Origin of the sequence: Massilia sp. METH4 (assembly GCF_037094685.1) — a bacterium.
GTDB lineage: Bacteria > Pseudomonadota > Gammaproteobacteria > Burkholderiales > Burkholderiaceae_D > Rugamonas.
This window is the reverse complement of sequence record NZ_CP146614.1, coordinates 1,381,248-1,403,964: the sequence shown is the minus strand read 5'-3', so window position 1 is coordinate 1,403,964 and position 22,717 is coordinate 1,381,248. Positions and strand designations below refer to the sequence as shown.

General features: G+C 65.2%; 23 protein-coding genes. 17 read left to right on the top strand and 6 right to left on the bottom strand.

Annotated elements, in window-relative coordinates:
• Positions 1 to 2: 2 nt before the first annotated feature.
• Positions 3 to 461 (bottom strand): acyl-CoA thioesterase, encoded by a 459-nt coding sequence (locus V6Z91_RS06240; protein ID WP_338771751.1) that lies wholly within the window; start codon positions 459 to 461, stop codon positions 3 to 5.
• Between the two features lie 67 nt (positions 462 to 528).
• Here V6Z91_RS06240 and V6Z91_RS06235 point away from each other — a divergent pair, with 67 nt between their 5' ends.
• The 3 genes from V6Z91_RS06235 to V6Z91_RS06225 all read left to right on the top strand — a co-directional run bounded on the left by V6Z91_RS06235 (position 529) and on the right by V6Z91_RS06225 (position 3,691).
• Positions 529 to 2,391, top strand: coding sequence for an ABC transporter ATP-binding protein/permease (locus tag V6Z91_RS06235; RefSeq protein WP_338768051.1), 1,863 nt, complete (start codon positions 529 to 531; stop codon positions 2,389 to 2,391).
• Between the two features lie 146 nt (positions 2,392 to 2,537).
• Positions 2,538 to 2,948: a hypothetical protein gene (locus V6Z91_RS06230; RefSeq protein ID WP_338768048.1), complete on the top strand. Its 411-nt coding sequence runs from the start codon at positions 2,538 to 2,540 to the stop codon at positions 2,946 to 2,948.
• On the top strand, positions 2,945 to 3,691 hold the full coding sequence (locus tag V6Z91_RS06225; protein WP_338768045.1) for a hypothetical protein: 747 nt from the start codon (positions 2,945 to 2,947) through the stop codon (positions 3,689 to 3,691). The genes V6Z91_RS06230 and V6Z91_RS06225 overlap by 4 nt, the downstream gene beginning before the upstream one ends.
• Before the next feature lie 42 nt (positions 3,692 to 3,733).
• Here V6Z91_RS06225 and V6Z91_RS06220 read toward each other — a convergent pair whose 3' ends face one another.
• Positions 3,734 to 4,999: a dicarboxylate/amino acid:cation symporter gene (locus tag V6Z91_RS06220; protein ID WP_338768042.1), complete on the bottom strand. Its 1,266-nt coding sequence runs from the start codon at positions 4,997 to 4,999 to the stop codon at positions 3,734 to 3,736.
• A gap of 159 nt (positions 5,000 to 5,158) precedes the next feature.
• Between V6Z91_RS06220 and V6Z91_RS06215 the strand changes: the two genes are divergently transcribed.
• Genes V6Z91_RS06215 through V6Z91_RS06185 form a run of 7 tightly spaced genes read left to right on the top strand, consistent with a single transcriptional unit; the run spans position 5,159 to position 11,184 of the window.
• Positions 5,159 to 5,884 (top strand): amino acid ABC transporter ATP-binding protein, encoded by a 726-nt coding sequence (locus V6Z91_RS06215; protein ID WP_338768039.1) that lies wholly within the window; start codon positions 5,159 to 5,161, stop codon positions 5,882 to 5,884.
• 56 nt (positions 5,885 to 5,940) lie between these two features.
• Entirely contained in the window at positions 5,941 to 6,843 is a 903-nt protein-coding gene (locus tag V6Z91_RS06210) for an amino acid ABC transporter substrate-binding protein (protein WP_338768037.1), read from the top strand.
• 15 nt (positions 6,844 to 6,858) lie between these two features.
• The gene (locus V6Z91_RS06205) at positions 6,859 to 7,590 is read left to right on the top strand and encodes an amino acid ABC transporter permease (protein ID WP_338768034.1); all 732 of its coding nucleotides are present in this window, start codon (positions 6,859 to 6,861) and stop codon (positions 7,588 to 7,590) included.
• A 10-nt stretch (positions 7,591 to 7,600) separates the two neighbouring features.
• Positions 7,601 to 8,287 (top strand): amino acid ABC transporter permease, encoded by a 687-nt coding sequence (locus tag V6Z91_RS06200; RefSeq protein WP_338768032.1) that lies wholly within the window; start codon positions 7,601 to 7,603, stop codon positions 8,285 to 8,287.
• A gap of 41 nt (positions 8,288 to 8,328) precedes the next feature.
• Positions 8,329 to 9,381 (top strand): dihydroorotase, encoded by a 1,053-nt coding sequence (gene pyrC, locus V6Z91_RS06195; protein ID WP_338768030.1) that lies wholly within the window; start codon positions 8,329 to 8,331, stop codon positions 9,379 to 9,381.
• Between the two features lie 4 nt (positions 9,382 to 9,385).
• A complete protein-coding gene (locus tag V6Z91_RS06190) occupies positions 9,386 to 10,189 on the top strand; it encodes a DUF3025 domain-containing protein (RefSeq protein ID WP_338768028.1) in 804 nt (267 codons plus the stop codon).
• Positions 10,186 to 11,184: a Gfo/Idh/MocA family oxidoreductase gene (locus V6Z91_RS06185; protein ID WP_338768025.1), complete on the top strand. Its 999-nt coding sequence runs from the start codon at positions 10,186 to 10,188 to the stop codon at positions 11,182 to 11,184. Before V6Z91_RS06190 ends, V6Z91_RS06185 begins: the two co-directional genes overlap by 4 nt.
• Here the strand turns inward: V6Z91_RS06185 and V6Z91_RS06180 are convergent.
• A complete protein-coding gene (locus tag V6Z91_RS06180; protein ID WP_338768021.1) occupies positions 11,166 to 11,501 on the bottom strand; it encodes a hypothetical protein in 336 nt (111 codons plus the stop codon). The genes V6Z91_RS06185 and V6Z91_RS06180 overlap by 19 nt on opposite strands.
• Positions 11,502 to 11,650: 149 nt before the next feature.
• On the opposite strand from V6Z91_RS06180, the gene V6Z91_RS06175 reads away from it, so the two are divergent.
• Positions 11,651 to 12,868, top strand: coding sequence for an MFS transporter (locus V6Z91_RS06175; protein ID WP_338768018.1), 1,218 nt, complete (start codon positions 11,651 to 11,653; stop codon positions 12,866 to 12,868).
• Positions 12,865 to 12,996 (top strand): hypothetical protein, encoded by a 132-nt coding sequence (locus V6Z91_RS06170; protein WP_338768015.1) that lies wholly within the window; start codon positions 12,865 to 12,867, stop codon positions 12,994 to 12,996. Before V6Z91_RS06175 ends, V6Z91_RS06170 begins: the two co-directional genes overlap by 4 nt.
• On the opposite strand, the gene V6Z91_RS06165 is transcribed toward V6Z91_RS06170, so the two are convergent.
• The 3 genes from V6Z91_RS06165 to recG form a co-directional block, all read right to left on the bottom strand.
• Complete coding sequence (locus tag V6Z91_RS06165; RefSeq protein WP_338768013.1) at positions 12,983 to 13,846, bottom strand: PEP-CTERM sorting domain-containing protein; 864 nt, start codon at positions 13,844 to 13,846, stop codon at positions 12,983 to 12,985. The two genes, V6Z91_RS06170 and V6Z91_RS06165, sit on opposite strands and share 14 nt — an antisense overlap.
• Before the next feature lie 24 nt (positions 13,847 to 13,870).
• Complete coding sequence (locus V6Z91_RS06160; RefSeq protein WP_338768011.1) at positions 13,871 to 14,623, bottom strand: PEP-CTERM sorting domain-containing protein; 753 nt, start codon at positions 14,621 to 14,623, stop codon at positions 13,871 to 13,873.
• 195 nt (positions 14,624 to 14,818) lie between these two features.
• Positions 14,819 to 16,900, bottom strand: a complete 2,082-nt coding sequence (gene recG, locus V6Z91_RS06155) for an ATP-dependent DNA helicase RecG (RefSeq protein ID WP_338768008.1) — start codon at positions 16,898 to 16,900, stop codon at positions 14,819 to 14,821.
• A 131-nt stretch (positions 16,901 to 17,031) separates the two neighbouring features.
• Here recG and queA point away from each other — a divergent pair, with 131 nt between their 5' ends.
• The 5 genes from queA to secF all read left to right on the top strand — a co-directional run bounded on the left by queA (position 17,032) and on the right by secF (position 22,650).
• Positions 17,032 to 18,057, top strand: a complete 1,026-nt coding sequence (queA, locus tag V6Z91_RS06150) for a tRNA preQ1(34) S-adenosylmethionine ribosyltransferase-isomerase QueA (RefSeq protein ID WP_338768005.1) — start codon at positions 17,032 to 17,034, stop codon at positions 18,055 to 18,057.
• Between the two features lie 26 nt (positions 18,058 to 18,083).
• Entirely contained in the window at positions 18,084 to 19,223 is a 1,140-nt protein-coding gene (gene tgt / locus V6Z91_RS06145; RefSeq protein WP_338768002.1) for a tRNA guanosine(34) transglycosylase Tgt, read from the top strand.
• A 116-nt stretch (positions 19,224 to 19,339) separates the two neighbouring features.
• Complete coding sequence (yajC, locus tag V6Z91_RS06140; RefSeq protein ID WP_338768000.1) at positions 19,340 to 19,672, top strand: preprotein translocase subunit YajC; 333 nt, start codon at positions 19,340 to 19,342, stop codon at positions 19,670 to 19,672.
• A 66-nt stretch (positions 19,673 to 19,738) separates the two neighbouring features.
• The gene (gene secD / locus V6Z91_RS06135; RefSeq protein ID WP_338767997.1) at positions 19,739 to 21,601 is read left to right on the top strand and encodes a protein translocase subunit SecD; all 1,863 of its coding nucleotides are present in this window, start codon (positions 19,739 to 19,741) and stop codon (positions 21,599 to 21,601) included.
• A gap of 26 nt (positions 21,602 to 21,627) precedes the next feature.
• Positions 21,628 to 22,650 (top strand): protein translocase subunit SecF, encoded by a 1,023-nt coding sequence (secF, locus tag V6Z91_RS06130; protein ID WP_338767995.1) that lies wholly within the window; start codon positions 21,628 to 21,630, stop codon positions 22,648 to 22,650.
• The last annotated feature ends 67 nt before the right edge of the window (positions 22,651 to 22,717 follow it).

The window sequence follows — 22,717 nt, the reverse complement described above, 5'->3', positions numbered from 1 at the left end:
GCTTATTTATGCATCAGCGATTCGATCGGCGGCACGGCGCGCGGCTTGCGGTCCGAGCCGGTCGCCACATAGGTCAGCGTGGCTTCCGTTACCTTGACGATGTCGGCCTGCAGGCGGTTGCGCTCCGCGTAGACCTCGACATTGACCGTGATCGACGTGGTGCCGACGCGCACGATATCGGCGTAGAACGACAGCAGGTCGCCCACGAACACGGGATTCTTGAACACGAAGGAATTGACGGCGATGGTTGCCACGCGGCCATTCGCGCGGCGAGTGGCCGGCAGGGAGCCGGCAATGTCCACCTGGGCCATGATCCAGCCGCCGAACACATCCCCATAGACGTTGGCGTCGGCGGGAGCGGGCATCACGCGCAGTTCCGGCATCTTTCCTTGAGGAAGGCGGTTCGGGGCGGAAGAGGGCGTGGCGGGCGTGCCGGGTTTGACGTCGTCGGGCGTGGTCATCATGAAAACTCGTTGGGGGATACAATTAGACCCCGGATTTTAAACCACGCCAGCCAATCTGCCCGTCATGCGTCGCTCCGCCTATTCCTCCGAACCGCCTCCGCCGGGCCGCCCCGGCCGCAGCGATCTTGCCACCCTGAAAACCCTGCTGCCCTACCTGTGGGTGTACAAGTGGCGCGTCGCCCTGGCCTTGCTTGCGCTGGTGGGCGCCAAGCTCGCCAACGTGGGCGTGCCGGTCGTGATGAAGCACCTGGTCGACGCCATGACGATCAAGCCGGGCGATCCGCGCGCGCTGCTCGTGCTGCCGGTCGGCCTGCTGCTGGTCTATGGCGCCTTGCGGCTGTCCACCACCGTGTTCACGGAGCTGCGCGAATTCCTGTTCGCCCGCGTCACGCAGCGCGCCGTGCGCACCATCGCGCTGAAGGTATTCCGGCACCTGCACGCACTGTCGCTGCGCTTCCACCTGAACCGGCAGACCGGCGGCATGACGCGCGACATCGAGCGGGGCACGCGCGGCGTGGGCTCGCTGATCTCGTACACGCTGTTCAACATCCTGCCCACGCTGGTCGAGATCACGCTGGTGCTGGCCTACCTCGTCACACACTACGATGTGTGGTTCTCCGTGATCACGTTCAGCGCGCTGGTGCTGTACATCACTTTCACGGTGGTCGTCACCAACTGGCGCACGCATTTCCGCCGCACGATGAACGAGCTCGATTCGAAAGCCAATACCAAGGCCATCGACTCGCTGCTGAACTACGAGACCGTCAAGTATTTCGGCAACGAGGAATACGAGACGAAGCGCTATGACGAAGGCTTGAAGCACTACGAGTCGGCGGCGGTGCGCTCGCAGACTTCGCTGTCGCTGCTGAACACGGGCCAGTCGGCGATCATCGCCACCGCCGTCACGCTGATCATGTGGCGCGCGACGGTCGGCGTGGTGAACGGCACGATGACGCTGGGCGACCTGGTGCTCGTCAATTCCTTCATGATCCAGCTGTACATTCCGCTGAACTTCCTGGGCGTGATCTACCGCGAGATCAAGCAAAGCCTGGCGGACATGGAGCGCCTGTTCTCGCTGCTCGACGAAAACCGGGAAGTGGCCGATTCGCCCGGTGCGAAGCCGCTCGTCACGCACGGCGCGCAGGTGAAGTTCTCCCATGTCGATTTCAGCTACGACCCGAAGCGGCAAATCCTGTTCGATGTGGACTTCACCATCCCGGCCGGCACCACCACCGCTGTCGTCGGCCACAGCGGTTCGGGCAAGTCCACGCTGTCGCGCCTGTTGTTCCGCTTCTATGAAGTCGGCGGCGGCGCGATCACGATCGACGGCCAGGACCTGCGGCACGTCACGCAGGATTCGCTGCGCCACGCGATCGGCATCGTGCCGCAGGATACGGTGCTGTTCAACGACACGATCGAATACAACATCGCCTACGGCAAGCCGGGCGCCACGCACGATGAAATCGTGGCCGCGGCCCGGGCGGCCTCGATCCACGACTTCATCGAAAGCCTGCCGGACGGCTACCGGACGATGGTGGGCGAGCGCGGCCTGAAGCTGTCCGGCGGCGAAAAGCAGCGCGTCGCCATCGCCCGCACCTTGTTGAAGAACCCGGCCATCCTGATCTTCGACGAAGCCACGTCCGCCTTGGATTCGAAATCCGAGCAGGCGATCCAGGCGCAATTGAAGGAAATCGCGAAGAACCGCACGACGATGGTGATCGCCCACCGGCTGTCCACGGTGGCCGACGCGCACCAGATCCTCGTGCTCGACCATGGCCGCATCGTCGAGCGCGGGACCCACCATGCGCTGCTGGCCGCTGGCGGCCTGTATGCGCAAATGTGGGCACGGCAACAAGCGCGCGCCGATTCCCCTGCCGGCGATGGAGTCGATACCGCGGCCGATTCCACGGTCGATACCGCCGCGTGACTGTCGGCGCGGTTGACAGCATCGCTGTGCTCGCTGTTGACTGCGCAGTAAGTGCCTGATTCCTAGGCCAAATATCTCTTGGCCCGCAACTTGCCTCGGCAGGAGTGGGGGTTGCACTGCATGCAGCCCGTTGCCAGGAGGCTACCGTGAGATCCACACCTGTCGTTGTGCTGGCGGCATTGCTGGCCTGCCTGCCGGCGCGGGCGGTGGAGTTGATCGAACTGCAAGATGGCGCGCGCCTGTCCGCGCCTCGGTCCGCTCATCCGCCCGACTACTTCACTCACCCCTCGATCCATCCTCCCGCCTATCCGGCGGATGACTTCTTCAAGCTCGAGCGAAGCGAGATCCCGGCCACGGCCTTGCTGGACAGCCCGCCTGCGGCCGTACCAGGGCCCCTCGCGGCGCCGATAGCCGTGTCCGTGGTCACGCCTGTGCCGGAGCCGGTTTCAGTGTTCATGCTGGCGTGCGGCCTGCTGTTGATGGTACCCGGTGCCTGGGCCGCGCGCTGGTCGCGGCTGGGCGATAGTGAATCCCTGTTGCAACGGAGGCTCCCATGAGCGGTTTGACAACCGATGCGCGCGCCGGACTCGGCGTGCCCGGCATCGAGAACGTGGACGGGCAGATCCACCTGCTGGTGCCCGTGGTGAACCTGGGCGAAGTGCCGCTGTCCGGGCTGGAGGTGCGCGCCGTCAAGCTGGGCGGCGCGGCGCGCCTCAGTCCGTCCGCCTTCCCCGTCGTGCTGGGCATGCTGGAAGGGCGCAGCGCGGCCAGCTTCGCCGTGCGCTTCTCGGCCGGCGCCCTGGGCGTGGGGCGGCGCTACCTCCTCACGCTCACGGTCAGCCATGCCTGCGGCGGCGCCACCCAGGGCGTGCAGCTGAACCGCTATGTGCGGATTCCTGCCGCCACGCCAGGGCTCACCGGCGCGCTGCATGCGCATGTCACCACGGTGCTCGCGCAGAATACCTGGCGCTATACGCTGCACAACGACGAGCCGGCCGATTCCGGGCTGTATGTGTCGTCGCTGGCGCTGATGATTTCCGCGCCCGTGATGATCACCGGCACGCCGCCGGGCTGGCGCGGCGAGACGGACGGCAGGAGCTATGTGTTCTGGCGCGCCGTCGATTACCTGCGGCCGTATCCGAATCACCTGATGCCGGGCGACTCGCTGTCGGGGTTCCGGCTCAACAGCGTGCATGCGGAATCGCAGGCATCGGCGGCAGCCATGTCGAGCTGGAACCACAGCCTTGATTCGGCCGGGCCGGTGCTGACCGATTATGTCCTGACGCCGTATCGTTCGTGAAAAAAAAGCCGGGCTCAGCCCGGCTTCTGGATGGCACGCCGCTCAGGGCAGCGGTTCGGTCGCCAGGTCCTTGTCCTTGTCGGTGGGCTGGACGAGTTCGCCCTCCCACTTGGCCACCACGGCAGTGGCGATGCTGTTGCCGATCACGTTCGTGGCGGAACGGGCCATGTCCAGGAAGTGGTCGATGGAGAGCAGCAGCACCAGGCCCGCTTCGGGGATATTGAACTGCGACAGCGTGGCGGCAATCACCACCAGCGAGGCGCGCGGCACGCCGGCCATGCCCTTCGAGGTCAGCATCAGCACGGCCATCATCGTCATCTGCGTGCCCAGCGACAGTTCGATGCCGTAGGCCTGGGCGATGAACACCGCCGCGAACGTGCAATACATCATCGAGCCGTCGAGGTTGAACGAATAGCCGATCGGCAGCACGAAGGCGGCAATGCGGTTGCGCACGCCGAAGCGCTCCAGGCCTTCCAGCGTTTTCGGGAAGGCCGCTTCCGAGGAGGCGGTGGAGAACGCGAGGATCGTCGGACCGCGCACTTCCGTCAGCAGTTCGAAGATGCGCTTGCCCAGGAACAGGAAGCCGGCGCCGATCAACAGGCCCCACAGTACGGCGATGCCGAAGTAGAACTCGGCCATGAACACGCCATAGGTCTTCAGCACGACGAGGCCTTCCTTGGCGATGATGCCGGAAACGGCCGCGAACACGGCGATCGGCGCGAACTGCATCACGTAGTGGGTGACCTTCAGCATGATGTGGGCGATGCCGTCGATCGATTCGATCAGCGGATCGGCCTTCTTGCCGACGGCGGCGGCGGCCAGGCCGAAGAACAGCGAGAACACCACGATCTGCAGGATCTCGTTCTTTGCCATGCCATCGACGATCGAGGTCGGGATCAGGTGGGTGATGAAGTCCTTCAGCGTCAGGCTGCTGGTGGCGAGGTTGGCTGCGGGGCCGGTGGCGGCCAGCGTGCCGGCCAGCGCGTCGCCGGGGCGGAAGAGGTTGACCAGCACGAGGCCCAGCGCCAGCGACAGCACCGAGGCGACGAAGAACCAGGCCAGCGTCTTCACGCCCACGCGGCCCACTTCGCCGGCATCGCCCATGCGCGCGATACCGACCACCAGCGTGGAGAACACCAGGGGCGCGATGATCATCTTGATCAGGCGGAGGAACATCGTCGTGATCAGCGACATCGCGTCCGAATAGGTCGTCGGCGTTGTCATCGTGCTGTTCAGGATGTAACCGGCCACGATCCCCAGTGCCAGTGCCACCAGGATCCAGGTGGTCAGGCGGTTCTTTTTCTCCATGAGCTTTGTATCTCCATGCTGGGCGCGCGGCGGCGGATTGCGCGCCGGGGCCGTGGTTGCCGTAATATGATTAATTATCAGGCATTTGTTTGAAAAGTTTCGCGCAGTATCCTTGGGGCTTCCGACACTGTCAAGCAGGCTGTGAGCGCACGAATGGCGATGATCGACATACAAAACATCAGCAAGTGGTATGGGCAATTCCAGGTACTCACCGATTGCACCACGCAAGTGGACCGGGGCGACGTGATGGTGATCTGCGGGCCCTCCGGCTCCGGCAAATCCACCCTGATCAAGGCCGTCAACGGGCTGGAACCGATCCAGCGCGGCGAGATCGTCGTGGATGGCATCGCGGTGAATGCGCCCGGCACGAACTTGTCGCAGTTGCGCGCGCGCATCGGCATGGTGTTCCAGAATTTCGAGTTGTTTCCCCACCTGTCGGTGCGCGAAAACCTTACCCTCGGCCAGGTCAAGGTCTTGAAGCGCTCGCGCGACGAGGCCAATGAGCGGGGCCTGAAATACCTCGATCGCGTGGGCCTGCTGGCGCAGCAGGACAAATACCCGAACCAGCTTTCCGGCGGCCAGCAGCAGCGCGTGGCGATCGCCCGGGCGCTGTCCATGGACCCGATCGCGATGTTGTTCGACGAACCCACATCGGCGCTCGATCCGGAAATGATCAACGAAGTGCTGGACGTGATGGTGGGACTGGCGCAGGATGGCATGACGATGATGGTCGTCACCCATGAAATGGGGTTCGCGCGCCGCGTGGCGAACCGGGTCGTTTTCATGGACAAGGGCCGCATCGTCGAGGATTGCGGCAAGGATGAATTCTTTGGCGCGCCCCGGTCGGAGCGCGCGCGCGATTTCCTGGCCAGGATCATTCACTGAGCCGGAATACCGCGGCAGCAGCTTTTTTCGACGTGGCTTTTCTCCAGGAGGAAATCATGGCATCGATCCGGCTGTTCGTATTCCTGACCCTCGCGCTGGTCGCCGGCGCCATCCATGCGCAGCAGCCGCCCGGCACGCTGGCCAAGATCGGGCGCGACGGCTACATCACGCTGGGCGTGCGCGAAGGCTCGGTGCCGTTCTCCTACCTCGATGACAAGGGGCGCTTCATCGGCTATTCGGTCGACCTGTGCATGAAAATCGTCGACGAGGTCAAGAAGCGCCTGAACAAGCCGGTCGAAGTGCGCATGACGCCTGTCTCGGCCAGCAACCGCATCCCGCTGATGGCGAACGGCACCATCGACCTCGAATGCGGCTCCACCACGAACAATGCCGATCGCGCGGGACAGGTGGCGTTCTCGCCCACGATCTTCGTGATCGCCAACCGGCTCCTGACCCGCAAGACGGCCAATATCCGCTCGCTGGCCGACATGAAGGGCAAGACCCTGGTCGCCACGGCGGGCACGACGACGCTGAAGCAGATGACGGCGCTGAACCGGGAACGCAACCTGGGCATGCGCATCGTGATCGGCAAGGACCACCCCGAATCGTTCCTGATGCTGGAAACGAACCGCGCGGCGGCCGAGGCGAACGACGATATCCTGCTGGCCGCCCAGGTGGCCGGCTCGAAGCAGCCCGCCGACTACGTGATCGGCAGCGAAGCGCTCTCGCTCGAGCCCTACGGCATCATGCTGCGCCGCGGCGACCCCGCCTTCAAGGAAGTGGTCGATGCCGCCATTCGCGCGGCCTTCGCTTCGCCCGACTTCCCGCGCCTGTACGCGAAATGGTTCACCAGCCCGATTCCGCCCAAGGGCATCAACCTGAACGTGCCGATGTCGCCGCAGTTGCAGAAAGTGGTCGCCAACCCCACCGATTCGCCCGACCCCGCCGCCTACCGTTGAGCGGCCGGGCAGGCCATGGATTACAACTGGAACTGGGCCATCTTCGGCGAACTGTCGCCGGACGGTGTCAACACCTATTGGCAGATGCTGCTGTCCGGCCTGGGCTGGACCCTGGCCACCTCGCTGGCCGGCTGGGCGATGGCGTTGCTGCTCGGGACGCTGGTGGGCGTCGCCCGCACCTTGCCGCAGCGCTGGTTGCGCCTTGTCGCCGGCGGCTACGTGGAGCTGTTCCGCAACGTGCCGTTGCTGGTGCAGATGTTCCTGTGGTTCTTCGTCGTGCCCGAGCTGCTGCCGCGAGCGGCCGGCGACTGGCTGAAGGCCTTGCCGCAGGCGCCGTTCGTCACGGCCGTCGTGTGCCTGGGCTTTTTCACGTCGGCGCGGGTGGCGGTGCAGGTTGCGGCGGGCATCGATGCGCTGGCCGGCGGGCAGGCCCAGGCGGCGCTGGCGCTGGGGCTCACGCGGGGGCAGGCTTACCGGCACGTGCTGCTGCCGCTGGCGGTGCGCATCGTGCTGCCGCCGTTGACGAGCGAATTCCTCAACATCATCAAGAACAGCTCGGTGGCGCTGACGATCGGCCTGGTGGAACTGACGGCCAGCGCCCGCGCGATCCAGGAATTCTCGTTCCAGGTATTCGAGGCCTACACGGCGGCCACCGTGCTGTACGTGCTGGTCAACCTGGTCGTTACGGCCGGCATGCATGCCGTCGAGCGCAGGCTGGCGCTGCCTGGCACTCTGGGGAAATACTAGGAGCCCGCCGATGGACTTCGACTTCGACGTGATCCGGCGCTCGTGGGCGGACGTGCTGCTGACCGGCATGACCTTCACGATCAAGCTGACGGCGCTGGCCATGCTGGGCGGCGTGGCGCTGGGCACCTTGCTGGCGCTGGCCCGGCTGTCCGGTTTCAGGCCGCTGGCGCTGCTGGCGGCCACCTATGTGAACCTGATCCGCGCCGTGCCGCTGGTGCTGGTGATCTTCTGGTTCTATTTCCTCGTGCCCTATGTTGCTGCCTGGGCGATCGGCGCGCAGGAGCCGGTGCGCGTGGGCGCGTTCTGGTCGGCGCTGATCACGTTCACCCTGTTCCAGGCGGCCTACTACTCCGAGATCATGCGCGGCGGCATCCAGGCGATCCCGCGTGGCCAGCTGGATGCCGCGCAGGCGCTGGGCATGCGTTATTGGCAATGCATGGGCCATGTGGTGCTGCCGCAGGCGCTGCGCAACATGCTGCCCGTGCTGCTCACGCAAACGATCGTGCTGTTCCAGGACGTGTCGCTGGTCTATGTGCTGTCGGTACCCGATTTCGTGGGGGCGGCGGCGCGCGTGGCCCAGCGCGACGGGCGGCTGGTGGAAATGTACAGTTTCGTGGCCGTCGTCTACTTCCTGATGTGCTGCGCCCTGTCGGCCGTGGTACGGCGATTGCAGCGTACGAGGGAAGCTAGCAGGTAAAATGGCACTTCCGTTTTTCCAGCGCTTCCAGAGACTTGCCCATGTCCACCACCTTCGACGCTCCATCCTCTCTCACCATCATCCGCCCCGACGACTGGCACCTGCACCTGCGCGACGGCGCCACGATGGCCAGCGTGCTGCCGCACAGCGCCCGCCAGTTCGCCCGTGCCATCGTGATGCCGAACCTGAAGCCGCCCGTGACGACCGTTGCCCAGGCCGAGGCCTACCGCGACCGCATCCTGGCCGCGCTGCCCGCCGGGATGTCGTTCGAGCCCCTGATGACCCTGTACCTGACGAACAACACGTCGCCGGACGAGATCCGCCGCGCCGCCGAGTCGGACTTCGTGCATGCGGTAAAACTGTACCCGGCCGGCGCCACCACCAATTCCGACGCCGGCGTGACCGACCTGGCCAACTGCTACAAGGCACTGGAAGTGATGCAGGAAACGGGCTTGCCCTTCCTGGTGCACGGCGAAGTGACCGATCCGGACATCGACCTGTTCGACCGCGAAGCCGTGTTCATCGAGCGCATCATGCGCCCGCTGCGCAAGGACTTCCCGGCGCTGAACGTGGTGTTCGAGCACATCACCACCAAGGATGCGGCGCAGTACGTGGCCGAGGCGGAAGGCCCGATCGCCGCCACGATCACCGCCCACCACCTGCTGTACAACCGCAACGAGATCTTCAAGGGCGGCATCCGCCCGCACTACTACTGCCTGCCCGTGCTCAAGCGCGAGGAACACCGCCTGGCGCTGGTGACGGCGGCCACGAGCGGCGACGAACGGTTCTTCCTGGGCACCGATTCGGCCCCGCACGCGCAAGGTGCGAAGGAGGCCGCTTGCGGCTGCGCGGGCTGCTACACGGCCCTGCACGCGATGGAGCTGTATGCCGAGGCGTTCGAACGCGCCGGCGCGCTGGACAAGCTGGAAGCCTTCGCGAGCCTGAACGGCCCGGCGTTCTACGGCCTGCCGCCGAACGAGGGCACGATCACGCTGCACCGCGAACAGTGGACGCTGCCGCAGACCCTGCCGTTCGGCGAGCAGGAAGTGGTGCCGCTGAACGCCGGCGAGACCATCAACTGGCGCATGGCCTGACCTGATGCTGCCTGCTGTCGACTGGTCTCGGCCGTGGTTCGATGCCGTGCGCCCGGCGGCGGACACGATCGATCCGGCCGACGTCATCGGCACGTTCAGCGCCCGTGCCGCGGCGCTGGGACTCGTCAACCACGCCGGCTTGCCGGTGCGCTTCGTGCCGCAGGCCGCGCTGCCCGAAGGCACGGCCTACGAAGAGCACATCGGCGCCACGGGCTGCGTGCCCACGCGCGACAACCTGCACGATTTCTTCAACGGCCTCGTGTGGCTCAGCTTCCCCCTGGTCAAGCGCGAATTGAACGCCTTGCAGGCGGCGCAGATCGCGCGCGACGGCATCCGCGCCGAGCGGGGCGCGGCGCGCGACGCGGCCACGCTGTTCGACGAGAATGCGGCCTTGCTCGTGGTGTTGGATAATATGCAAGGCCATGCGCTGGCCGATGCGCTGCGCAACCACCGCTGGCGCGAAGCCTTCGTCGAGCGTGGCGGGTCCTTCGGCCGGGAAGCGCAGGTCTGGCTGTTCGGCCACGCCCTGATGGAAAAGCTGATGGCGCCCTACAAGGCCATCACCGCGCATACGCTGGTCGTGCCTGCGCCGGCGGAGTTTTTCACGCTGGAGCGCGCCCGGCAGCAAGCGTGGATCGACGCGCACGTGGCCGAACGCCTGCGTACCGCGGGCTTGCGCAAGGCCGACTTCACGCCGCTGCCGGTGCTGGGCATTCCCGGCTGGTGGGCGGCGCAGGACGACGCGTTTTATGACGACACCACCGTGTTCCGTCCGAAACGGAACGCATCTACCTTGGAGAAATCATGACAGTACGGACCATCCGCTGGGGCATCCTCGGCACCGGCAAGATCGCCACGGCCTTCGCCGCCGCGCTGAAGGATACGCCCGACGCCGTGCTCGCGGCCGTTGCGTCGAGGAGTGTTGATAGCGCTACCGCGTTCGCCACCGAACACGGTTCGCATGAGTTGACGAAAAGCCACGGCAGCTACCAGGCGCTGGCCGACGATCCCGATGTCGACGCGATTTACATCGCCACGCCGCATCCGATGCACCGCGACAATGCGCTGATGTGCCTGGAAGGAGGCAAGCACGTGCTGGTCGAAAAGGCGTTCACGGTCAACCGCCGCGAGGCGGAAGAAGTCGTGACGCTGGCACGCGCGAAGAAACTGTTCGTGATGGAGGCGATGTGGACGCGCTTCCACCCTGCCGTGCTCGAAGCGAAGCGCGTCGCGGCCAGCGGCGAGATCGGCACGGTCGCCGCCGTACAGGGTGACTTCGGCTTTCATGCCGACGTGGAACCGGAGCACCGGCTGTTCAACCCGGCTCTCGGCGGTGGGTCGCTGCTGGACCTGGGCATCTATCCATTGTCGATCGCCGCGTATTTCCTCGGCCCCGTCAAGGCGGTCCAGGCGGTCGGCCAGCTGGGCCCGACCGGCGTGGACGTGCAATGCGCGTTTGCACTGCAACACGAGAATGGCGCCCTGGCGTCGTGCACGTCCAGCCTGGCCGTGCGTACGCCCGTGGAATTCACCGTCTACGGCAGCAAGGGGTTCGTGCGCCTGCACGGCCGCTTCAACAACACGGAAGAATTAACGGTGGAACTGAGCGACGGCAGCCGCCGCGCGCAGCGCATTCCACGCATCGGCAACGGCTATGCCCACGAGATCATCGAAGTGAACCGCTGCCTGCGCGAGGGACTGACGGAAAGCCCCGTGATGCCGCTCGACGAAACGCTCGCCTTGATGGGCGTGCTGGACGAGATGCGGCGGCAGATCGGCGTGGTCTACGACGCGGACCGCTGATCGGTGAACGTGTCGGCGGGGCGGCGCCTGCGGGGCAGCAGCAGCAGGCCCGCGCCGACCAGCAGCATGGACCAGTCGGACAGTTGAGCCGCGCGCGACCCGGTGCGCTCACCCTTGTCGTGGGAAGACGCGGACTTTACCGCGGACTGGTCCGCTGCCGGGGACGTTTCCGCAGCGCCGCTTGCAGCGGCGACGAGGGCAGGTTGCGAGATCGCGGCCGTAGCAGCCACGGCCGGCGCGGCAACGGTATTGGCGAAGGGGGTGGCCAGCATCAGGGCCGTAGTAGCTATGAAGAAATATTGTTTGGATTTCTGCATATCTTTGCGTATTGTTATTAAACGATCGACAATTCTAATGTTGCACTGCACAGAAGACAACGTATTTATTGGTACAAGCTTATATACCTCGTTGCCACGCGGGAAACATCTGCCTGGGTTACACTGAACGCTTTATGCGAGGCTTTACCATGTCCGCCGGCCAGCGCTCCCTCGATCTCAAGACCATCCTGCTGGCCACCGGCGTCGTGCTCACGCTCGCCATGGGCGTGCGCCATGGTTTCGGCTTCTGGATGCAGCCGATCTCCCAGGCCAATGGCTGGAGCCGGGAGACGTATTCGCTGGCGATGGCCCTGCAGAACCTGTTGTGGGGCGCGTTCGGCCCGTTCGCCGGCATGGTGGCGGACCGCTGGGGCACGATGCGCGTGGTGCTGGCCGGCGCATTCGCCTACATGGCGGGCCTGGTGTGGATGGCCACGGTGGCCGAGCCCACACTCTTCATCATCGGCTCGGGCGTGCTGATCGGGCTGGGCCTGGCCTGCACGGCGTTCGGCGCCGTCAGCGGCATCATCGGCCGGGCCGCGCCGCCCGAAAAAAGGTCCTGGGCCTTCGGCATCTCCGGCGCGGCCAGTTCGTTCGGCCAGTTCCTCTTGATGCCGATCGAGCAGACGATGATTTCGCAGGTGGGGTGGCAGAACGCGCTGTACCTGCTGGCCGCCATCGTGGTGTTCCTGATGGTGCCGATGGCGTTCCGGCTGCGCGAGCCGGCCGTGCGCAAGGCCGCGGGCCACCAGCAGAGCATCCGCGAAGCGCTCGGCGAGGCGCTCGGAAACCGCTCCTTCCTGCTGCTGGTGGCCGGCTATTTCGTGTGCGGCTTCCAGCTTGTGTTCATCGGCGTGCACATGCCCGCTTACCTGAAGGACCAGGGGCTGGCCGATCCGAAGGTGGCCGTCATGGCGCTGGCGTTGATCGGCCTGTTCAATATCTTCGGTTCCTATGCGGCCGGGCAACTGGGTGGCAGGCTGCCGAAGCGCTACCTGCTGTCGTTCATCTACTTCGCCCGTGCTGCCGTCATCGCGCTGTTCGTGACGCTGCCGCTATCCGCGCTCACGGTGTACCTGTTCGCGGCGGCGATGGGCGTGCTGTGGCTGTCCACCGTGCCGCTCACCAACGGCATCATCGCGGGCGTCTTCGGGCTGTCGCACATGTCGATGCTGGCCGGGGTCGTGTTCTTTTCACACCAGGTCGGGAGCTTCCTCGGTGTGTGGCTGGGCGGCTATGTGTTCGACTTGCAGGGCAGCTACGACCTCGTGTGGACGATCTCGATCGGCCTTGGCATCATGGCTGGCCTGGCCAACCTGCCGATCGACGAGCGCGCGCTGTCGCGCCCGAGCCTGAAGGCGGCATGATGAAGTGGCAGTGGCGGCGCCTGCTCGCGTGGTGCCTCGCCGCCATCGTGCTGGGGCTGTGCTTCGCCGCCTACTTCCAGCCCGATTTCATGTTCGACATGGCGACGCGCATCGTCATGTGCTTTTGAGCGTCGTGCGCGCGCGATTCCCCCTGGACCGGCGCGCGAGCACCAGCACGGCCACGCCGGCGAGCAGCATCATCCAGGTGCCCGGTTCAGGCACGGGCGCGACATCGGTACCCAGCAGTTCCGAGTAGCCCAGATTGCGTATCTGCCGGTCGTATCCCGGGCCGGCCAAGGTGAACTCGATACGGTCCGTCAGCAGGTCTTCGTTCGCAAAGGCCAGGTAGGAATATTCGTGGTACGGCAGGAAACGCGAAGCGCTGAACGCGTCCGTCGCCGTGGCGGAAAAAGCGTTGTTTTCCGGATCGTAGCTAAGCGAGCCGGGCAGGGGAACGGGTGGCTCCGCCGAGATGTTCGCAAATACCGGCGGGGCCGGCGGCTGGGCAAGGTCGGGGAATTCCGGTACTTCGCCGATGCGATACGCGCCCGCCAGGGACAGGCTGGCCTCGAAGCCGAGGTCGCCCAGGAGCAGGCGCGACTGCTGTCCCGCGACCAGCGTGCCGACGACATGAAATTGCGCGGTGTGGTCGCTGCCCGCCACCACGTCGAGATCGACATGCACGGCATCGCGCCAGTAACCCTCCACGTCGTACGTGGTATCGCGGTAGTGGTACGTCGTCCGTATGCCGTTCTCGACGACAACTTCGTCGCGCAGCGTCTGCGCGAAATTGAACCGCCCACCAGCTTCCTGGAACGAGGAGCTGCTGGTGATCGACTCGCTCGAGTCCTCGATGCCCGTGGTGGCGAAGACGGCAGTGAACGTCATCACCGGCCCGGCGAGTGCGGCGGTGGCAACGGATGACAGGGCGACGGCAAGCAATGCCGGCCGCAGCAGTCCAGGCAAGGTTCTCGGCATCGTGTTCTCCCGGGAAGCCGGTTGCTATGGGCCGGCGACGTATTTGAAGACGGCCGTGCGCGGGCGGCGCGCCAGCGCCAGCACGGCCACGCCAGCCAGCAGCATTGCCCAGGTGCGCGGTTCGGGCACCGGAATCACCTCCGAGCCCAGGAACTCGCTGTAGCTCAGCGTGCGGACGCCGGCGTCATAACCCGGGCCGTGGATCATGAAGGCGGCCTGTTCGGAAACCAGATCCGCGCCGGCTTCGATCAGGTAGGCATACTCGTACGTGACGAGGTCGCGCGGCGCGGCGAAGACGCCGGACGCATTCGCGTTGAAATGCCGGTCTTCCGGATACCACGTCGGTTCGGTCGTCAGCGCCACGGGCAGGCCGGACGATATGTCCGAAAACACGGGCGCCCCCGGTTGCCCGGCCGCGCCCGGATCGTAGCCGCCATTGAGCGACAGGAACACCTGGAACGACAGGTCGCCGCTGTCCACGAGCCGGGCCGTCTGCGTCGTGTCGAGCGTGGCGGTGACGTTGAATTGCACGGTGTGCGGCCCGCTTGCCGTGCCGTCGACATTGAGCAGCATCCAGTCGCGCACGTGCCCGTCCACGTCGTAGGACACGTCGCGGTAATGGTAGAGGACATGCTCGCCGTTCTCGACGACCAGTTCGTCGCGCAGCGTGTAGGCGAAGTTGTACCGGTCCCCGTGTTCGATGAAGGTGCTGTCGGTCCATTGCGACTCGACGGCGCCGGCGATGCCGGTGGTGGCGGAATTGGCGGTGAACGTCATCACGGGCGCCGCGAACGCGCCCCCCATGGCGCATGACAGACAAAGGGACAGCAACAACGAGCGTAGCGATCGAAGCATGGCACCCCCCCGGTTCCGGAATGGTTTTTTTGTTACTGCGTCAATCAGCATAGGCCGCGTATTGCAGCCTGCAAGGACTATCGTCGTTCTGTTGCGCCCGTTCCACGGGAGGCCGCATCACACTTTCAGGAATTCCTCGCGCCCGCCCAGCCAGCGCTCCAGGTGCGCCTCGACCACCGGCTGCCCGGCCGGATCGTGCAGCAGCGCATGCGCCACGTCGCGCGCCTGGTCGACCAGCCAGCCATCCGTTTCCAGGTCGGCAAAGCGCAGCATTGCCTGGCCGGACTGGCGTGCGCCCAGGAATTCGCCTGGGCCGCGGATCTCCAGGTCGCGCCGGGCGATCTCGAAGCCGTCGGTGGTTTCCCGCATCGTCGCAAGGCGCTGCTTGGCCACGGGGCCCAGGGGGCTCTGGTACAGCAGCAGGCACACGCTGGCCGCCGAACCGCGGCCCACGCGGCCGCGCAACTGGTGCAGCTGCGACAGGCCGAAGCGCTCGGCATGCTCGATCACCATCAGCGACGCATTCGGCACGTCCACGCCCACCTCGATCACGGTGGTGGCCACCAGCACGTGCACCTGGCCGGCCGCGAAGGCATCCATCACTTCCTGTTTCTCGGCCGGTTTCAGGCGGCCATGCACCAGGCCCACGCGCAGGTCCGGCAGTGCGGCGGCCAGCGTTTCGTAGGTCTCGGTCGCCGTCTGCAATTGCAGCGCTTCGGATTCCTCGATGAGCGGGCAGACCCAGTACACCTGGCGGCCATCGAGCGCGGCGGCGTGCACGCGCTCGATCACCTCGTCGCGCCGGTTCTGGTCGATCACGCGCGTGACGATGGGCGTGCGGCCCGGCGGCAATTCGTCGATCACCGAGACTTCCAGGTCGGCGTAGTACGTCATCGCCAGCGTGCGGGGGATCGGCGTGGCCGACATCATCAGCTGGTGGGGCACCAGGCCGTCGGCCCCCTTGTTGCGCAGCGTGAGGCGCTGGCCCACGCCGAAGCGGTGCTGCTCGTCGACGATGACGAGGCCCAGCCTGGCGAATTGCACCGTGTCCTGGATCAGCGCGTGGGTGCCGATCACCAACTGCGCCTCGCCCGATTCGGCCATGGCGCCCGCGGCTTCCTTCTCCTTTTTCTTCAGGCTCCCCGTCAGCCACGCCACCTTCACGCCCAGCGGTTCCATCCACGCGGCGATCTTGCGGAAGTGCTGCTCGGCCAGGATTTCCGTGGGAGCCATCAGCGCGGCCTGGAAGCCGCTGTCGATTGCCTGGGTGGCGGCCAGCGCGGCCACCACGGTCTTGCCGCTGCCCACGTCGCCCTGCAGCAGCCGCTGCATGGGGTAGGGCTGGCGCAGGTCGGTGCGGATCTCCTCCAGCACGCGCGCCTGGGCGTTCGTCAGCCTGAACGGCAGCGTGGCCTGGAAGGCCGCGGTCAGGGAACCGACCGCCTCCAGCGGCGCCGCGCCTTTCTGGCGCCGCGCGTCCTGCGCCCGCTTCAGCGACAGTTGCTGGGCCAGCAGTTCGTCGAACTTCATGCGGGTCCAGGCCGGGTGGGAGCGGTCCGCCAGCGCATGCTCGTCGACGTGTTGCGGCGGATGGTGCAGCAGCTTCACCGCGGGCTCGAACGCGTGCAGGTGCAGCTTTTCCAGAATACGGGGCGGCAGCGTGTCGGTCCAGTCCACCCGGCGCATCGCTTCCATGATCGCGCGGCGCAGCACGTGCTGCGACAGGCCTTCGCCGGAAGGGTAGACGGGCGTCAGCGACGTGGGCAGCGGCGCGCCCTCGTTGACCACCTTGTAGGTGGGGTGCACCATCTCGGCGCCAAAGAAGCCGTGTTTGAGCTCGCCACGCGCACGCACCCGCGTGCCCTCGGCGAGCTGGCGTACCTGGCTGCCGTAGAAGTTCATGAAACGCAGCATCAGCTCGCCCGTGTCGTCGGCGATGTGCACGATCATCTGCTTGCGCGGCTTGTACGTGATCTCGTTCTTCGTGACGATGCCTTCGACCTGCGACGTCTGGCCGCCGCGCAGGCAGGCGGCGCGGATGTCGATGACCTCGGTTTCATCCTCGTAGCGCATGGGCAGGTGCAGCACCAGGTCCATGTCCGTGCGCAGCCCGAGCTTGGCCAGCTTGCTTTCGGCGGTTGCAGCCCGGGAGGCGGCGGCTTTCTTGACGGGGGGCTTGCTTTGCTTCGTTTCGGCCATGGTTGCTGGATGCGTTTTTCTTGACTGCCCGGAGAGTAGCGTACAATAGAAGGTTGCCTAACGGTTTTCTAACGGTTTTTCAGCGGGACTATGCGCATTGCGCCAGGTGCATGCGCTGCCGCCAGACACATATGTATTCGCTCTCCGATTTCGATTTTAACTTGCCGCCCGAGCGCATTGCTCAGTTTCCGCTGCCGGACCGCAGCGCCTCCCGCCTGCTGCACGTGGATGGAGACCGCCTGTTCGACCGCAAGTTCACCGATATCCTCGACCTGCTGCAAGCCGGCGACCTGCTGGTGATGAACGATACCCGCGTGCTGAAGGCCCGCTTCTTCGGCGTAAAGGATTCCGGCGGCAAGGTCGAGGTGCTGGTCGAGCGCGTGCTCGACACGCGCACCGTGCTGGCCCAGGTGCGCGCCTCGAAGTCGCCCGGCCCCGGCGTGAAGATCCGCCTTGCCGACGCTTTCGACGTGACCGTGGGCGAGCGCGCCGGCGAATTCTTCACGCTGCGTTTCGACGCCGACGTGTTCGACCTGATCGAACAATACGGCCGCCTGCCGCTGCCGCCCTATATCGAGCACGCGCCGGGCGAGGTCGACGAAACGCGTTACCAGACCGTGTTCAACAAGGTGCCGGGCGCGGTGGCCGCACCGACGGCCGGCCTGCACTTCGACGTAGCGCTGCTGCAAAAGCTGAAGGACAAGGGCGTCAACTTCGCCTATGTCACGCTGCACGTGGGCGCCGGCACGTTCCAGCCCGTGCGCACGGAAAACCTGGCCGAGCACAAGATGCACACCGAGTGGTACACGATGCCGCAGGAAACGGTGGACGCCGTGAAAGCCACGCGCGCGGCAGGCCGCGACGTGATCGCCGTCGGCACCACCAGCCTGCGCGCGCTCGAATCGGCGTCGCAGTCCGGCACGATCGAGGCCGGCAGCGCCGATACCGCGCTGTTCATCACGCCGGGCTACCAGTTCAAGACGGTGACACGCCTGATCACCAATTTCCACCTGCCGAAGTCCACGCTCTTGATGCTGGTCTCGGCCTTCGCCGGTTTCGACGAAATCCGCGCCGCCTATGCGCACGCGATTGCCAACGAATACCGCTTCTTCAGCTATGGCGATGCCATGTTGCTGACCACGCCTAACCGGGCCTAGACCCGTGGCATTGAGGACATAAGACCATGCTGGAATTCAAACTGATCAAGACCGACACGACCGGTCTGACGAAGGCGCGCCGCGGCACCCTGAAGCTGAACCATGGCGTGGTGCAGACGCCGATCTTCATGCCGGTGGGTACCTACGGCTCCGTGAAGGCGATGTCGCCGCTGGAGCTGAAGGAAATCGGCGCGCAGATCATCCTGGGCAATACCTTCCATCTGTGGCTGCGTCCCGGCAATGCCGTGATGGGCAAGTTCGGCGGGCTGCACAAGTTCATGGGCTGGGATAAACCCATCCTGACCGACTCGGGCGGCTTCCAGGTGTTCTCGCTGGGCGAGATGCGCAAGATCACGGAAGAGGGCGTGCACTTCAATTCGCCGATCAACGGCGACAAGCTGTTCCTCTCGCCCGAGATCTCGATGCAGATCCAGCGCGTGTTGAACTCCGACATCGTGATGCAGTTCGACGAATGCACGCCGTACGAGATCGACGGCCGGCCCGCCACGCTGGAAGAGGCGGCCAAGTCGATGCGCATGTCGCTGCGCTGGGCGCAGCGCTCGATGAACGAATTCAAGGCGGGCGAGAACCCGAATGCGCTGTTCGGCATCGTCCAGGGCGGCATGTTCGAGGCGCTGCGCGACGAGTCGCTGGCCGGGCTGGAAGAAATCGACTTCCCGGGCCTGGCGATCGGCGGTCTCTCCGTGGGCGAGCCGAAGGAAGACATGATGCGCGTGCTCGAGCACATCGGCCCGCGCCTGCCGGCCAACAAGCCGCATTACCTGATGGGCGTGGGCACGCCGGAAGACCTGGTGGCGGGTGTTTCGAATGGCGTGGACATGTTCGACTGCGTGATGCCGACCCGGAATGCCCGCAACGGCTGGATCTTCACCCGCTTCGGCGACATCAAGATCAAGAACGCCCGCTACAAGGACGACCCGGAGCCATACGATTCCACGTGCTCGTGCTACGCCTGCCGCAACTTCTCGCGCGCCTACCTGCACCACCTGCACCGCGCGCAGGAAATCCTGGGGGCTCGGCTGAACACGATCCACAACCTGCACTACTACCTGGACATCATGCAGCAGATGCGCGATGCGCTCGATGAAGACCGGTTCCCGGAGTGGGTCAAGCAGTTCCACGCAGATCGCGCCAGGGGCGTGTAAAGCGGACGAAGGCGCGGGAAATGGGTCTTGCAATAATGTAAAACAGGCCCGATCTAAGCGCCTTTGGCCAGTGCTAGAATACAGCGCTGTTTTTTTTAATCACATTGGAGTCACCCGTGTTCATTTCCAACGCATATGCTCAAACCGCCGGCGCCGCCGACGCGTCGATGATGAGCAATCTCTCGACCTTCGTGCCGCTGATCCTGATGTTCGTGGTCATGTATTTCCTGATGATCCGTCCGCAGCAGAAACGTGCCAAGGAACAGAAGGCCATGATGGACGCGCTCGCCAAGGGCGACGAAGTCGTGACGGTCGGCGGCATCCTGGGCCGCGTGTCCAGGGTCACCGATGCGTACGTGACGCTGGAAATCGCGCCGAACACGGAAATCGTCGTGCAGAAGCCGTCGGTGACGACGCTGCTGCCGAAGGGTACGCTCAAGGGGCTGTAAGACCTCGCACAGGAAGCGGGCGGCATCACCGCCCGCTTTTGTTATCGGCCAACCACGCTGAAGATCATGAATCGTTATCCCATCTGGAAATACATCATCATTGCCGTCGTCGTGCTGCTGGGGGCACTGTACACGGCACCTAACTACATGGGTGAATCGCCCGCCCTGCAGATCACCAGCGGCAAGTCCACGGTGAAGGTGGGTAGCGATATCGTCACCCGCGTCGAGCAGATCCTGGGCGAGGCGAAGGTCGCCACGACCGGCGTCACCTTCGACGCGGGAACGAGCAGTCCCTCCGTGCGCGCCCGGTTCGTCGACATCGACGCGCAGTTCAAGGCCAAGCTCGCGCTGGAAAAAGGCTTGAACGCCGATCCGGCCGACCCGGCCTATATCGTCACCAGCAACCTGATGGCCAATACGCCGGCATGGATGCAGAAGCTCGGCGCCCACCCGATGTACCTGGGCCTCGACCTGCGCGGCGGCGTGCACTTCCTGATGCAGGTGGATACCAAGGCAGCGCTGAACAAGCGCATCCAGGGCTTCCAGGCCGCCATTCGCGGCGAGCTGCGCGACAAGAGCGTGCGCCATGCCGGCATCGAGCGCGTGGGCGACTCCATCGTCGTGAAATTCCGCGACGAAGCCACCCGCCAGGCCGCGCGCAACGCGCTGGGCGACATGACCGACCTGCAGTTCGCCGACGGCAACAACGGTACCGACCTGACCCTGACAGGCTCGATGAAGCCCGCCGCGCTGAAGGCTACGCTGGATAACGGCGTGAAGCAGAACATTGCCACGCTGTCCAAGCGCGTCAACGAACTGGGCGTCTCCGAACCGATCATCCAGCAGCAGGGCGCCGACCGTATCGTGGTGCAGCTGCCGGGCGTGCAGGACGTGGCACGTGCCAAGTCCATCATCGGCCGCACCGCCACGCTGGAAGTGCGCCTGGTCGACCAGACCGTTCCGCGCGGCACCGAGCTGACGGCCGCGATCCCGTTCAATTCCGAGCTGTTCACCGTCGGCAAGAACGTGCCGGTCGTGCTGAAGAAGGATGTGATCATCTCCGGCGACTACATCTCGTCGGCCACCGCATCGTTCGACGAGAACCAGCAGCCGGCCGTGTCGATCGACCTGAACGGCGACGGCGGCCGCCGCATGCGCGAAGCCACCCGCGACAACGTGGGCAAGGGCATGGCCATCGTGCTGTACGAAAAAGGCAAGCCGGAGGTGCTGTCGGTCGCCACGATCCAGGACGAACTGGGCAGCCGCTTCCGCATCACGGGCATGGGCAGCGTCGAGAACTCCACCGAACTGGCGCTGCTGCTGCGCGCCGGCGCGCTGTACGCGCCGATGGAAGTCATCGAGGAACGCCTGGTCGGCCCGCAACTGGGCGCCGAGAACATCAAGAAGGGCTTCAACGCCACGATGTACGGCTTCCTGGCGATCGCCGTCTTCATGATCATCTACTACATGGTGTTCGGCTTCTTCTCCGTGCTGGCGCTGGGCGTGAACCTGCTGCTGCTGGTGGCGATCCTGTCGCTGATGGGCATCACGCTGACCTTGCCGGGTATCGCCGCTATCGCGCTGGCGCTGGGCATGGCGATCGACGCCAACGTGCTGATCAACGAGCGGGTGCGCGAAGAGCTACGCGGCGGTGCCTCGCCGCAGGCCGCCATCTCGGCCGGTTTCGACCGCGCCTGGGCCACCATCTTCGACTCGAACGTGACGACCCTGATCGTGGCGCTGGCGCTGCTGGTGTTCGGTTCGGGTGCGATCCGCGGCTTCGCCATCGTGCACGGCCTGGGCATCCTTACCTCGATGTTCTCCGCCGTCTTCGTGTCGCGCGGCGTGGTCAACCTGTGGTACGGCCGCAAGAAGAAACTGCAGTCGCTGTCGATCGGCACGGTGTGGAAACCGGGCCAGGCGCAGTAACGGCCATCGCTCAATAAGAGGATTTCATGGAATTTTTCCGCATTCATAGAGACATCCCGTTCATGCGCTACGCGACGATCTTCAACGTCGTGTCGGCGCTGACGTTCGTGGCGGCCGTGTTCTTCCTGGCCACCAAGGGCCTGCACCTGTCCATCGAGTTCAAGGGCGGCACGCTGGTGGAAGTGAAGTATCCGCAGGCGGCCAACCTGGAGCGCATGCGCGAATCGCTGCGCGGCGCGGGCTTCGAGCATCCGGAAGCCAGCACGTTCGGCACCGCCAGCGACGTGCTGATCCGCCTGCCGATCACGCCAGGCTCCAGCTCCGACACCACGTCGGCACGCGCCTTCGACGCGCTGTGCCGCGCCGACCAGGGCAGCGTGAAGCAGTTCGACCAGGTATCGCCGCAGGGCGACCACCACGCGCGCACGGCCTGCGTGGACGCGGCCGGCAAGGAAGTGATCTCGCTGCAGCGCGTGGAATTCGTCGGCCCGATGGTGGGCGAGGAACTGGCGCAGAACGGCATCAACGCGCTGATCATGGTGGTGATCGGCGTGATGGTCTACCTGGCCATCCGCTTCGAGTGGAAGTACGCGGTGGCGGCGATTATCGCCAACCTGCACGACGTGGTCATCATCATGGGCTTCTTCGCCTTCTTCCAGTGGGAATTCTCGCTCACGGTGCTGGCGGCGATCCTGGCGGTGCTGGGGTACTCGGTCAACGAATCGGTCGTGATCTTCGACCGGATCCGCGAGAACTTCCGCAAGCAGCGCAAGATGAGCGTGCAGGAAGTGATCGACAACGCGATCACCAGCACGATGTCGCGCACGATCATCACCCACGGCTGCACGGAAATGATGGTGCTGTCGATGCTGCTCTTCGGCGGCCCCACGCTGCACTATTTCGCCGTGGCGCTGACGATCGGCATCCTGTTCGGCATCTACTCCTCGGTATTCGTTGCCGCCGCCGTCGCCATGAAGCTGGGCGTCAAGCGCGAAGACCTGATCAAGCCGGTCAAGGAAAAGGACGAAACGGACGGCGCGGTCGTCTGATCCCGCCTCGCTCCGCCAATGCCGCCTTCGGGCGGCATTTTTTTCGCCTGTTGTAAAAGTTTGGGGA

What these genes read in the sequence shown, in the direction of transcription:
- V6Z91_RS06240 (WP_338771751.1), bottom strand. Translation starts at nt 461, where the DNA reads ATGACCACGCCCGACGACGTCAAACCCGGCACGCCCGCCACGCCCTCT.
- V6Z91_RS06235 (WP_338768051.1), top strand. Translation starts at nt 529, where the DNA reads ATGCGTCGCTCCGCCTATTCCTCCGAACCGCCTCCGCCGGGCCGCCCC.
- V6Z91_RS06225 (WP_338768045.1), top strand. Translation starts at nt 2,945, where the DNA reads ATGAGCGGTTTGACAACCGATGCGCGCGCCGGACTCGGCGTGCCCGGC.
- V6Z91_RS06220 (WP_338768042.1), bottom strand. Translation starts at nt 4,999, where the DNA reads ATGGAGAAAAAGAACCGCCTGACCACCTGGATCCTGGTGGCACTGGCA.
- V6Z91_RS06215 (WP_338768039.1), top strand. Translation starts at nt 5,159, where the DNA reads ATGATCGACATACAAAACATCAGCAAGTGGTATGGGCAATTCCAGGTA.
- V6Z91_RS06210 (WP_338768037.1), top strand. Translation starts at nt 5,941, where the DNA reads ATGGCATCGATCCGGCTGTTCGTATTCCTGACCCTCGCGCTGGTCGCC.
- V6Z91_RS06205 (WP_338768034.1), top strand. Translation starts at nt 6,859, where the DNA reads ATGGATTACAACTGGAACTGGGCCATCTTCGGCGAACTGTCGCCGGAC.
- V6Z91_RS06200 (WP_338768032.1), top strand. Translation starts at nt 7,601, where the DNA reads ATGGACTTCGACTTCGACGTGATCCGGCGCTCGTGGGCGGACGTGCTG.
- pyrC (WP_338768030.1), top strand. Translation starts at nt 8,329, where the DNA reads ATGTCCACCACCTTCGACGCTCCATCCTCTCTCACCATCATCCGCCCC.
- V6Z91_RS06190 (WP_338768028.1), top strand. Translation starts at nt 9,386, where the DNA reads ATGCTGCCTGCTGTCGACTGGTCTCGGCCGTGGTTCGATGCCGTGCGC.
- V6Z91_RS06185 (WP_338768025.1), top strand. Translation starts at nt 10,186, where the DNA reads ATGACAGTACGGACCATCCGCTGGGGCATCCTCGGCACCGGCAAGATC.
- V6Z91_RS06180 (WP_338768021.1), bottom strand. Translation starts at nt 11,501, where the DNA reads ATGCAGAAATCCAAACAATATTTCTTCATAGCTACTACGGCCCTGATG.
- V6Z91_RS06175 (WP_338768018.1), top strand. Translation starts at nt 11,651, where the DNA reads ATGTCCGCCGGCCAGCGCTCCCTCGATCTCAAGACCATCCTGCTGGCC.
- V6Z91_RS06170 (WP_338768015.1), top strand. Translation starts at nt 12,865, where the DNA reads ATGATGAAGTGGCAGTGGCGGCGCCTGCTCGCGTGGTGCCTCGCCGCC.
- V6Z91_RS06165 (WP_338768013.1), bottom strand. Translation starts at nt 13,846, where the DNA reads ATGCCGAGAACCTTGCCTGGACTGCTGCGGCCGGCATTGCTTGCCGTC.
- V6Z91_RS06160 (WP_338768011.1), bottom strand. Translation starts at nt 14,623, where the DNA reads ATGACGTTCACCGCCAATTCCGCCACCACCGGCATCGCCGGCGCCGTC.
- recG (WP_338768008.1), bottom strand. Translation starts at nt 16,900, where the DNA reads ATGGCCGAAACGAAGCAAAGCAAGCCCCCCGTCAAGAAAGCCGCCGCC.
- queA (WP_338768005.1), top strand. Translation starts at nt 17,032, where the DNA reads ATGTATTCGCTCTCCGATTTCGATTTTAACTTGCCGCCCGAGCGCATT.
- tgt (WP_338768002.1), top strand. Translation starts at nt 18,084, where the DNA reads ATGCTGGAATTCAAACTGATCAAGACCGACACGACCGGTCTGACGAAG.
- secD (WP_338767997.1), top strand. Translation starts at nt 19,739, where the DNA reads ATGAATCGTTATCCCATCTGGAAATACATCATCATTGCCGTCGTCGTG.
- secF (WP_338767995.1), top strand. Translation starts at nt 21,628, where the DNA reads ATGGAATTTTTCCGCATTCATAGAGACATCCCGTTCATGCGCTACGCG.